The sequence below is a fragment of the Paraburkholderia sp. BL6665CI2N2 genome (assembly GCF_004366535.1).
Lineage (GTDB): Bacteria > Pseudomonadota > Gammaproteobacteria > Burkholderiales > Burkholderiaceae > Paraburkholderia.
The window spans coordinates 1235708-1246531 of record NZ_SORC01000001.1 but is presented as its reverse complement, the minus strand read 5'-3'; the positions used below and the strand labels follow the sequence as shown (position 1 = coordinate 1246531).

Below are 10824 nucleotides of genomic sequence, written 5' to 3'. Positions count from 1 at the left end.
GGCTTATGACGAAGTCCCGTTTTTCAAGCTATCCATCGCAGTGGGTTCGCCAGCATCGGAAAACACAAAATTCGGTACTTTCCATAGTCCCGAAAAGCAATGAAGTCGATGCAAAATCAACGCTGTGAATACGCTGGCGAGGGAGTGGGATGTCGACATCGAACCAGTCGAATGCAGCTGCAGTGCGCGCGTTTCGCGTACTCGAAACGCTGGCCGAAGCGGGCAGCCCGCTCTCTATGACCGAGCTTGTCAATGCGCTCGGCCTGCCTAAGCAGACCGTTCACCGCATCCTCGTGCAATTGATGGATGCGTGGCTCGTCACGCGCGGCGCGGGTGATCGTCTTTACGAATGTTCGCCACGCGTGCGCATGCTCGCGGTCAATGTGCTGATGCATGCGGGACCAGCCGCCGCGCGTCACGTGCTGCTCGAACAGCTGGTGGCGAAAATCGGCGAGACCTGCAATCTGACCATGCTGTCAGGCAACGATGTCGTCTACGTGGATCGAGTCGAAACCGAATGGCCGCTGCGCATGCATTTGCAGCCGGGTTCGCATGTGCCGCTGCATTGCTCGGCGAGCGGCAAGCTGCTGCTGAGCTTTCTGCCGAAAGACCGGCGCGAACGCGTGATCGAGACGCTGCCGCTGCGCGGCTATTCGGAACGGACGATCACCGATCGCGACGCGTTGCGCAAGGAATTGACCACCACGCGGCGGCGGTTGCTCGCGATCAACAACCAGGAACATCTGCAAGGGCTGATCGCGATTGCCGTGCCGGTGATGCTGGATCGCAATCGCGCCTGCGCGGCGATTGCCGTGCAGGCGCCGGTGGGCAGAGTCACGCTCGACGATCTGCTCGCGTTTGTGCCTGATTTGCGCCACGCGGCGGAAGAGACGGCGAAGACGTTTCGGGAATGACGCCGCCCGCAGCGGCCGTGGTTTAGCAGCGTGCGCGGCAGCGCGGTCTTCACCGCGGCGCGCTGTGCGTCACGCGCCGCTTCTGCGGTTCAAAGCGGGTACAGAATCACGACCGCGCATGCACCACCGCATCGAACCCACCCGCCCGCTTCCTCTCTATAGCCCGCACCGACAGCGCCGATATCAAAGCCGAGAACAGCACATACGCGCAAACGGTCCATGGCTTACCGCCATTCAGCCGCATCAGGATCGTCGCGATGATCGGTGTGAGTCCGCTCGCGAAGATACCCGAGAACTGATACACGAACGAGATACCCGTGTAGCGCACTTCGGCGTCGAACAGTTCGGCAAACAATGCCGCCTCCGGGCCGTACACCATCGCGTAGAAAATGCCGAACGGCACCACGATGGCCGCCCAGATCAACAGCGTGTTGGCCGGCTGCATTTCAATGAGCCAGAAAGCCGGAAACACCGACACGCCGCAAATCAGCGAGCCCCAGAAATACACTCGCGCGCGGCCGAGCTTGTCGGACATGCTGCCGAACAGCGGTATAAAAAAGCACATCACGCCGGCCGCGATCATCACGCCGAGCAACGCGTCGGTACGGCTCATCGACACATGCTGCGTGAGGTAGCCGATCGAAAACACGGCGAAGATATTGAAGAACACGCCGTCGATATAACGTGCGCCCATGCCGAGCACCACAGCGCCGCGATAGCGCGTGATCATGTCCACGAACGGAATCTTCGCTTCGCGCCGATTGCGTTTGAGCGCGAGAAATTCGGGTGTCTCCATCACCTTGGCGCGAATGTACAGACCGATCAGAACGAGACCGAGCGATGCGCCGAACGCGATGCGCCAGCCCCACGACAGGAAGGCCGTCTCGGGCAATAAGCGTGAGAGCGCCGCGACCATCCCCGATGCGAGACAGAGTCCGATCGACAAACCGATCTGCGGCAGGCTCGCATATAGGCCGCGTTTTTCGGGTGGCGCGTACTCATAGGCCATCAGCACCGCGCCGCCCCATTCGCCGCCGAGCCCGATCCCCTGCAGCACGCGTAGCGACAACAACAGGATCGGCGCCCAGATGCCGATCTGCGCATAGGTGGGAACGAACGCGACGCCTGCCGTCGATATCCCCATGATGATGAGCGTCAGAATCAACGCAGACTTACGGCCGATCCGGTCGCCGAAGTGGCCGAATATCACGCCGCCCAAAGGCCGCGTCACGAAGCCCACTGCGAAGGTCGAATAGGCGAGCAGCGTCGATACGAGCGGATCGCTGGCGGGAAAATAGAGCTTGTTGAATACGATGCCGGCGACCACGCCGTAAAGAAAAAAGTCATACCATTCGACGGTTGCGCCGATCACACTGGCGAACGCAACGCGCCGGATAGCGCGGGGATCGATTGCCATAGCAGCAGCTCCTCAATGGACGGCCATGCCGCGCGTATCGACACGCGTGCCCGGCCGATAACCCCAGTTGTCTCCTCCGGGGCGGTTTATGTGCAGACCACGGGCTATCCATTCACCGGACGTTGCGCGGCTGCGTATTACGGCGGACATCGCCCGCCGTCGTTCTGCGCTTGCTACTTCATTTGCTGGATCAAGCGGCCACTTTCGCCGCGGGCGTCGTCGCCACACCTCGATCGACGCCGCTTGCGTCGTGCAGAATCATGTCCGACGCTTTCTCAGCCACCATCACGATCGGCACGTTCGTATTGCCCGACACGAGCGTCGGCATGATCGAGCAATCCACCACGCGCAGCCCCTGTGTGCCGTACACGCGCAAACGTTCATCGACCACCGCGAGCGGATCGCCCGCCGTTCCCATCTTCGCTGTACCAGATGGGTGGAAAATTGTCTGCCCGTACTCCCGGCAGAAATCGAGCAGTTCGTCGTCCGTCTGTGCGTCCGCGCCCGGCCGCACCTCGCGTTTCATCAGCCCGGCCATCGGTTGCGCCGCCGCGACGCGGCGCGCGAAACGCACGCCGGCAATGGTCGTGCACCGGTCCAGATCGGTGTCCAGATAGTTGGGCTGAATGGACGGCGCCTCACGCGGATCGGCACTGCGAATACGCACCACGCCGCGCGATTTGGGGCGCAACTGGCAGATCGAGTAAGTGCAGCCGGGAAAATCGTGGACGTTGCCACCAGCGGAGTCCGCCGACAACGTGGAGAAGTGGAACTGGATATCCGGTGTCGCCGATACTTCAGGCAGGGCGCGACAGAACATGCCGCCCTGATTGATGCCGACCGCGAGCGGGCCGCTGCGCATCAGGGCCCATTGCAGGCCCATCTTCGCGCGCCCCGTCCATGAACGCAGTTGGTCGTTGGTCGTGATCGGCTTTGTCACTTCATAGATCAGACGGATCTGCAGATGGTCCTGCAGGTTCTCGCCGACGCCCGCGCGATTGGCCACCACCGGAATGCCGAACTCGCGCAGCAGCGCGGCCGGCCCCACGCCGGACAGTTGCAGCAATTGCGGCGACTGCAATGCACCGGCCGTCAGGATCACTTCACGATTGGCGCGCACTTCGCGCAACTCGCCGTGTTGCCGATACTGCACGCCACAGGCGCGGGTGCCTTCGAAGAGAATCTTCGAAGCCATCGCATCGGTTTCCACGTGCAGATTCTGCCGCTGCCGCGCGGGTTTGAGATAAGCAACGGCCGTCGAGCAGCGAAACCCGCGGCGGGTGGTGAGCTGATAGTAGCCGACGCCTTCCTGATCTCCCGTATTGAAGTCGTCGGTGCTTGCCACGCCTAACGAATTCGAGGCCGCGACAAACGCGTCGACCAGTTCGTGGCGCTGCTTGATCGTCGAGGCCCACAGCGGTCCGTCGACACCGCGCGTCGGACCTTCGCCCAGTTCGTTATGTTCCAATCGCTTGAAATACGGCAGGCAATCTTGCCAGCTCCAGCCGCGATTGCCGAGCCGTGCCCAATTGTCGTAATCGTCCCGCTGTCCACGCACATAGATCAGACCGTTGATCGAACTGCTGCCGCCCAGCGTGCGGCCGCGCGGCCAATAGAGCCGGCGATTGTGCATGTTCGGATCAGGATCGGTATAGAAGCCCCAGTTGTAGACCGGGTGAAACATCGTCTTGCCATAGCCGATGGGGATATGAATCCACATGAACCGGTCGGCGGGGCCGGCTTCGAGTAGACACACCGAGTAGCGGCCGCCTTCGGAAAGCCGGTTCGCCAGCACGCAACCCGCGGATCCCGCGCCAACGACGACGAAGTCGAATCGGTCTGCCATGTGACCTGTCTCCTGCATGTTTTATAAAAAACGGTATGTTTCGTTGAAATTTATGTTCAGCCCGTTTCCTGATCAAGAAATTCCCGCTACTATCGGCTCATCTGAAACAGAAACAGCGCTTTTTGTTTCACTTTCGGAAATGACCGGCCGGCCCGCGCAACGTACGCGGACGCTGGACAGCCACTGATCGACCGCAAGGAAGCGTATGCAAGCACCCTGCTCGTCCCCACGCGGTGAACCTCTCGCCGAGGATTCACGGGCGCTGCGCGCCTTGGCCGTGCTCGAGCAGCTCGCGGCCGCGGGACAGCCGTCTTCGCTTTCGCAACTCTCGCTGCGCCTGCACATTCCCAAGGCCACGCTGATGCGGCTGATCGAATCGCTCGAAGTGCAGGGCTACGTAACGCATCTGCCCGATTCGCGCGGCACGGATCGCGGCATCACGCTGGGCCCGAAGGCGGCGCAGCTCGCGCTCACCACGCTGTCGAATAACACGTTCGGGCGAGCCTGCCGTTCGGTGCTGCGCTCACTGGTGGAGACGCTCGGCGAGACTTGCAACCTCACCGCGCTCGACCGCGACACCGTCCTCTATCTGGAGCGAGTGGAGACCACCGAGCCGCTGCGCCTGCATCTGCAGCCCGGCACGCGCGTGCCGCTGCATTGCACCGCGAGCGGCAAGCTATTCCTCTCGCAGATGCCGCCGGCTGAACGCCGTCCGGTGCTCGCGCGGCTGACGCTGGAGCGCAGAACGCAGAGCACGCTGACGGAACTGAATCTGCTTGAAGCGGAACTTGACCGGCTCGCGGTGCGCGGGATCGGCATCGACAACGAGGAGCTGGTGCGCGGCATGGTGGCGATCGCGGTGCCGGTGCGCGATGCCGGCAATGGGCACGTGCTCGCCGCGCTGGCGATTCACGCGCCGACCGCGCGCGCGAGTCTGAACGATTTGCTGAAGGCCGTGCCGAGGCTCAAGGACGCGGCGCTGAAGCTCGCCCCGCTGTTATCCGCCGGCCCTTCCACGGAGCATCCGTACCATGAGCGCTGAGGCCTTTCCCATGAGCGATCCGTTAGACACGGCAGAGTCCCCGGCCCGCGGCGCCAAGGCCGGGCGACCCGAAGCCGAGTTGTACAATGACGCCGATCCATTTTCCGGAACGGCAGGCATGACCAAAGCGGACACTCCGACGCTGCGCGCGTTTGCGTTGCTCGAACACCTCGTCAACACGGACGGCCCGGTTTCGCTTGCCGACATCGCGCAAGATGTCGCATTGCCCAAGGCGTCGCTGCATCGCATGCTGGCTTCGCTGGAGGCGGGCGGTCTGGTGATCCGCGAGCCTGGCCAGAAGAACGCGTACGTGATCGGGCCGCGGCTCGCGCAGCTCGCGTTGGGCGTCGTGATGCATTCCGGCGCGCGGCGCCTGCGTCATGCGATCCTCGCGCGTCTGGTGGCCGACCTCGGCGAGACCTGCAATCTCACCATGCTGCATGAGACCGAGGTGCTCTATCTCGACCGCATGGAAGCGCCGTGGCCGCTGCGCCTCGATCTCAAACCCGGTTCGCACGTCCCCGCGTATTGCAGCGCGAGCGGCAAACTGCTGCTCTCCATGCTGCCGCGTGAACAGCGCTCGGCGCTCGTGCGCGCGCTGAAGCTCGAACGCTTCACGCAAAACACCATCACCGATCCGGAATTACTGGAAGCGGAACTCGACCGCACCGCGCACAAGCGCATCGCGATCGATAACGAAGAGTTTCTGGCCGGCATCGTGTGCGTGGCGGCGCCCGTGGTCGATGCGAACGGCACCTGTATCGCGGCGATCGCCGTGCATGCGCCGGTTTCGCGCGCGCCGCTCTCACGCGCGCTCGAATTCGTGCCGCGCCTTCAGGAAGCCGCCAGGGAACTCGCGGCAACCTTCTGACGCGAGCGCCCTTCGTGCGTCTCTGACGGCAGGCGGGGTTAAAGCACCGGCTTCTGCTTGCGCACGAGTTCGGCCAGCAGGCGCACGCCGGCGTCGATCTTGTCGAGCTTGATCGCCGAGAAGCCCATCCGGAAGCAGTTTTTCTGCTCCAGGCCGTCCATGAAGAACACGCCGCCCAGTTCGATCAAAATGCCCTGCTGTTCGGCGTCGTCGGCAAGACGCACGGCGTCGAGCCAGGGCGGACCTTCCACCCAGCACGACGCCCCGCCCGTGATCGGGATGTGGCGCGCTTCGGGCAGGTACGTGTCGAGCGCCGCCATCAGCGCCAGCGCGCGCTCGCGATAAGCGTGGGCCAATCGGCGCAGCAGCGCGTCATGATGGCCGAGCGAGAGAAACGTCGCGAACGCACGCTGAATGTACGCCGCCGGATGCCGCACCATGAGCCGGCGCAACGCGCGCAATTCTTGCACCAGTTCGCGCGGACCGACGATATAGCCGAGCCGCAAGCCCGGCGCGAACGTCTTCGAAAGACTGCCGATGTAGATCACGCGGTCAGCCTTATCCAGACTCTTAAGCGCCGGATGCGGCAGGCCCGAGAAGTTGTTCTCGCTCTCGTAGTCGTCTTCGATCAGCACGAAGTCGTGCTTCTGCGCCAGTTCCAGCAACGCATGCCGGCGTTCGATCGGCATGGTGGCCGTGGTCGGGCATTGGTGGCTCGGCGTCACGTAGACATAGTCGCATTGGGCGAACAGGTGCGCGTCTTCGACGGGGCGCACGCCACCCTCGTCGACCGGCAGCGGTATCAGTTGCGCGTTGCGGTTCTCGAAGATGTTGCGCGCGTCCGGATAGCCCGGATTCTCAAATCCCACCGTGGTGCGCTCACGCGCGAGCAGATCGGCGATCAGATATAACGCCTGCTGACAGCCGATTGTGATGACGATCTCGTCCGGCATCGCAAACACGCCGCGCCGCGGCAGCACGCGCGTGCGGATCTGCTGGATCAGCGTGTCGTCGTCGCGGCCGATCAGGTCGGGCGCCCAGTTGCGGATCTCCATCACCGACAGCGCCTTCATGCAGCATTCCCGCCAGTCGTTGGTCGGAAAGAGCGACTGGTCGAATTGCCCATAGATAAAGGGATATTCGTAATCCTGCCAGTTGCCCGGCTTGACGATATTGCGCTGCGCGGACGGCCGACGTTGCACGCGCTGGCCCCAATCGGGGCGCGCGGGCGCGGGCGCGTGCTCCTGCTCGCTGCCGGGCAGCGTCTGCGCCGCCTTGAAGCCGTGCCGTCCCTCCAGCATCGCCGGATTGACGAAGTGCCCGCTGCGCTCGCGGGAAATCAGATAGCCCTCCTCCACGAGCTGCTGGTACGCCAGCACGACCGTATTTCTCGCGACGCTCAGTTGATCGGCCAGTTCCCGGCTGGACGGCAACGCGGTCTGCGGCGGCAGTTGGCCGTCCAGAATCGCAGCCACCAGCATCTGGCGAATCTGCCCTTGCAGGCTCATGTTCGAGTCGCTCGGACGCTGGAAACGCTGCGTCCAAAGGGCCGTCGCTGTACGGCTAGACATGCTTCCTCCTGAAAGTGAACGAGCCGCGCCAGTCACGCCGGCGCTGCACGTGAGAGCCTTCTGCCGCGTGAGCGGCGACGGCGCGGGCCGGCCAGAACGGCTTGACGCGCCGATGTGGACTCAACGATCGGCGCCGTCTGGCACTAACTTGCTCTATTTTTTACTGACGATACTCGACTCACCCCGTCCAACGCGATTGGGACAAGCACCCGTCGTGGTCATACGAGTTCCATGCTCCACCGACAGCCGCTGTTGAAACCCGCTGATCAAACCCGCTGATCAAACCTATTGTGAGACCTATTATGAAACGCCATAAAAACTCGACATTACGGCCGTGGTTCCACCGGACGGCACGTTGCATCCTGTCGCTGGTTTGCGCCGCCACGGCGTGTTTCGCAGCGACGCCCGCCCACGCCGAGGACAAGGAAATCACGATTGCCTATCAGCAGATCGTCGACCCGTGGGTGGTCGGCATCGCGAACGGGTCGATCGCAAAGGCCACCGGCTACAAGATCAACTGGCGGCAGTTCGAGTCCGGCGCAAAAGTGGCGACCGCGTTGGCATCCGGCGACGTCAAGGTCGGCGTGATCGGTTCCAGCCCGCTCGCCGCCGCCGTGAGCCAGGGCCTCGACCTGCAGCTCTTCTGGATTCTCGACAACATCAACCAGGCCGAAGCGATGGTAGTGCGCAACGGCTCCGGCATCACGAAGCCGGCGGACCTGAAGGGCAAGACCATCGGCGTGCCGTTCGTGTCGACAACCCACTATCACACCATGTTCGCGCTGCAGCACTGGGGCATCAATCCGTCTGACCTGAAGATTCTCAACATGCAGCCCAATCAGATCGTCGCGGCCTGGTCGCGCGGCGACATCGACGCCGCCTATGTGTGGGACCCCGCGCTCGCCGAGTTGAAGAAAAGCGGCAAGGTGCTGATCACCTCCGGCGACCTGTCGAAGCTCGGCAAGCCGACCTTCGACGGCATCGCGGTCGATCGCAAGTGGGGCGAGGAACATAAGGACTTCATGGTGAAACTCGTCAAGGCGATCGCCGACGTCGACCAGCAGTACCGCAACGATCCGTCGCAATGGAATGCCAGTTCACCGCAAGCGGCCGCCATCGCGAAGATGATCGGCGGCTCGCCGGCGGAAGTGCCGGCGTCGCTGTCGCTGTACGCGTTCCCCACGGTCAGCGAACAGGCATCCGCGCAATGGCTGGGCGGCGGTACGACGAGCCGCGCCGCGCTCGCACTCAAGGACACGTCGGAGTTCCTGAAGAGCCAGAAACAGATCGGCACCGTGTTGCCGGACTACTCGAAATTCGTGACACCGGCTTATGCCGAAGCCGCCGCGCAACTCAAATGACGTAACCGTGATCCGCGAGATCAGGAGGCAACATGGAAAACATGACAGTCAGAAACGTGAGCGTGGTGTTTCCGGGGCGGCGCCCCGGCCAGACCGTGCAGGCGCTCGACGATATCAACCTGACGATCCGCTCGGGTGACTTCGTGGTCGCGCTGGGCGCATCCGGCTGCGGCAAGACCACGTTGTTATCGCTGATGGCCGGCTTCATCGCACCGAGCCGGGGCGAGTTGCTGCTCGGCGGCGAACCCATCGCGGGGCCTGGGGCGGACCGCGGCGTGGTGTTCCAGAAGCACGCGCTTTTGCCGTGGCTCAACGTGATCGACAACGCGGAATTCGGCCTCAAGCTGCAAGGCGTGCCGCGCGCGCAGCGGCGCGAAATCGCCGTGCGCAATCTCGCGCTGGTCGGCTTGCAGGACTTCCATAAGCACATGATCTATCAGCTCTCCGGCGGCATGCAGCAGCGCGTCGGCATTGCCCGCGCGCTCACCTGCGATCCGGCGATGCTGCTGATGGACGAGCCGATGGCCGCGCTCGACGCGCTCACTCGCGAAACCATTCAGGAGCTTCTGCTCGACGTCTGGAAAAAGACCAACAAGATGTTTTTCTTCATCACGCACAGCGTGGAGGAGGCGCTGTTTCTCGCCAGCCGGCTGATCGTGATGTCGCCGCGTCCCGGGCGCATCACGCATACCTACGAACTGGACTTCAATCGCCGTTTTCTCGAAACGCGCGACGCACGGGCGATCAAATCGAGTCCCGATTTCATCGCGATGCGCGAGCAGGTTCTCAACATCATTTACGGCGACGAGAAAATGCACGGCGCCGACGCCGGAGTCGCTCATGCTTAGTTCTAAATCCGCTCATGCCGTGTTGCACGGCGAGGCCGCGCCCATGGAGACGAACACGCCGGTCCGACCGCCCCGCAGACCGGGCCGTGGACCTCGTATGCTCGCGAAGAAACCCGCCCGGCCCGGCGACACGTTCGGCGTGCCGGGACAAGGCAGCAGCGTCGCCACGAGCTTGATCACGGTGGCCGCGTTCCTTGCGCTCTGGTTCGCGGCGACCAATCTGCACTGGATCAAGCCGCTGTTCCTGCCATCGCCGCAGGCCGTCTACGCAAAGTTCATCTACGTCGCGACGGAAGGCTTCGCCAATTCGACGCTCGCCCAGCACACCGGCATCAGCTTGCTGCGGGTGTTCGGCGCGTTCGCGCTCGCCTGTCTCACGGCGATACCCGTCGGCGTGATGATGGGCGTGTCGCGCTTCGCGCGCGGTGCGTTCGATCCGCCAATCGAGTTCTACCGGCCGTTGCCGCCGCTCGCGTATTTGCCGCTCATCATCATCTGGTTCGGCATCGGCGAATTCTCGAAGGTGCTGCTGATCTACCTGGCGATCTTCGCGCCGCTCGCGATTGCGGCCCGCGCAGGCGTGCGGTCGGTGTCGATCGAGCAGATTCACGCCGCGTATTCGATGGGCGCCTCGCGCACGCAAGTGGTGCTGTACGTGATCCTCAAGTCGGCGATGCCGGAGATCTTTACCGGCATGCGGATCGGCATCGGCGTGGGCTGGACCACGCTGGTGGCCGCTGAAATGGTCGCCTCGACCAGCGGGCTCGGCTTCATGGTGCTCAACGCCGCGGAGTTTCTCGCGAGCGATGTGGTGATCATGGGGATCATCGTGATCGGGTTCTTTGCGCTGTGCTTCGATTTGCTGATGCGTTATATCGAGCGCGTGCTGGTGCCTTGGAAAGGGAAGGTTTGACGAGGCTTCACCGCAGTTCAGTTCGTTGACAAGGGCCCTTC

9 protein-coding genes are annotated in these 10824 nt (G+C 63.1%); 6 read left to right on the top strand and 3 right to left on the bottom strand.

Features of this window, described 5'->3' with window-relative positions:
* The first annotated feature begins 149 nt into the window (after nt 1–149).
* A complete protein-coding gene (locus B0G81_RS05610; RefSeq protein ID WP_106300702.1) occupies nt 150–914 on the top strand; it encodes an IclR family transcriptional regulator in 765 nt (254 codons plus the stop codon).
* A 106-nt stretch (nt 915–1020) separates the two neighbouring features.
* Here B0G81_RS05610 and B0G81_RS05605 read toward each other — a convergent pair whose 3' ends face one another.
* Together B0G81_RS05605 and B0G81_RS05600 are read right to left on the bottom strand one after the other, a co-directional pair.
* Nucleotides 1021–2331, bottom strand: a complete 1311-nt coding sequence (locus B0G81_RS05605) for an MFS transporter (RefSeq protein ID WP_106276977.1) — start codon at nt 2329–2331, stop codon at nt 1021–1023.
* A 190-nt stretch (nt 2332–2521) separates the two neighbouring features.
* Nucleotides 2522–4177 carry a choline dehydrogenase gene (locus tag B0G81_RS05600; protein WP_134133819.1) on the bottom strand — a complete coding sequence of 552 codons (1656 nt, stop codon included), beginning with the start codon at nt 4175–4177 and terminating at the stop codon, nt 2522–2524.
* Between the two features lie 205 nt (nt 4178–4382).
* Between B0G81_RS05600 and B0G81_RS05595 the strand changes: the two genes are divergently transcribed.
* Complete coding sequence (locus B0G81_RS05595; RefSeq protein ID WP_134133818.1) at nt 4383–5219, top strand: IclR family transcriptional regulator; 837 nt, start codon at nt 4383–4385, stop codon at nt 5217–5219.
* Nucleotides 5220–5337: 118 nt separating this feature from the next.
* Nucleotides 5338–6090 carry an IclR family transcriptional regulator gene (locus B0G81_RS05590; RefSeq protein ID WP_106277671.1) on the top strand — a complete coding sequence of 251 codons (753 nt, stop codon included), beginning with the start codon at nt 5338–5340 and terminating at the stop codon, nt 6088–6090.
* 38 nt (nt 6091–6128) lie between these two features.
* On the opposite strand, the gene B0G81_RS05585 is transcribed toward B0G81_RS05590, so the two are convergent.
* Complete coding sequence (locus B0G81_RS05585; protein ID WP_134133817.1) at nt 6129–7661, bottom strand: PLP-dependent aminotransferase family protein; 1533 nt, start codon at nt 7659–7661, stop codon at nt 6129–6131.
* A 302-nt stretch (nt 7662–7963) separates the two neighbouring features.
* Between B0G81_RS05585 and tauA the strand changes: the two genes are divergently transcribed.
* The 3 genes from tauA (at nt 7964) to B0G81_RS05570 (ending at nt 10783) form a co-directional block, all read left to right on the top strand.
* Nucleotides 7964–9022: a taurine ABC transporter substrate-binding protein gene (gene tauA, locus B0G81_RS05580; protein WP_134133816.1), complete on the top strand. Its 1059-nt coding sequence runs from the start codon at nt 7964–7966 to the stop codon at nt 9020–9022.
* Between the two features lie 32 nt (nt 9023–9054).
* A complete protein-coding gene (locus tag B0G81_RS05575; protein WP_134133815.1) occupies nt 9055–9870 on the top strand; it encodes a taurine ABC transporter ATP-binding protein in 816 nt (271 codons plus the stop codon).
* A gap of 97 nt (nt 9871–9967) precedes the next feature.
* Nucleotides 9968–10783, top strand: coding sequence for an ABC transporter permease subunit (locus tag B0G81_RS05570; protein WP_241974999.1), 816 nt, complete (start codon nt 9968–9970; stop codon nt 10781–10783).
* Nucleotides 10784–10824 lie beyond the last annotated feature (41 nt).

What these genes read in the sequence shown, in the direction of transcription:
- B0G81_RS05590 (WP_106277671.1), top strand. Translation starts at nt 5,338, where the DNA reads ATGACCAAAGCGGACACTCCGACGCTGCGCGCGTTTGCGTTGCTCGAA.
- tauA (WP_134133816.1), top strand. Translation starts at nt 7,964, where the DNA reads ATGAAACGCCATAAAAACTCGACATTACGGCCGTGGTTCCACCGGACG.
- B0G81_RS05600 (WP_134133819.1), bottom strand. Translation starts at nt 4,177, where the DNA reads ATGGCAGACCGATTCGACTTCGTCGTCGTTGGCGCGGGATCCGCGGGT.
- B0G81_RS05595 (WP_134133818.1), top strand. Translation starts at nt 4,383, where the DNA reads ATGCAAGCACCCTGCTCGTCCCCACGCGGTGAACCTCTCGCCGAGGAT.
- B0G81_RS05575 (WP_134133815.1), top strand. Translation starts at nt 9,055, where the DNA reads ATGGAAAACATGACAGTCAGAAACGTGAGCGTGGTGTTTCCGGGGCGG.
- B0G81_RS05610 (WP_106300702.1), top strand. Translation starts at nt 150, where the DNA reads ATGTCGACATCGAACCAGTCGAATGCAGCTGCAGTGCGCGCGTTTCGC.
- B0G81_RS05605 (WP_106276977.1), bottom strand. Translation starts at nt 2,331, where the DNA reads ATGGCAATCGATCCCCGCGCTATCCGGCGCGTTGCGTTCGCCAGTGTG.
- B0G81_RS05585 (WP_134133817.1), bottom strand. Translation starts at nt 7,661, where the DNA reads ATGTCTAGCCGTACAGCGACGGCCCTTTGGACGCAGCGTTTCCAGCGT.
- B0G81_RS05570 (WP_241974999.1), top strand. Translation starts at nt 9,968, where the DNA reads ATGCTCGCGAAGAAACCCGCCCGGCCCGGCGACACGTTCGGCGTGCCG.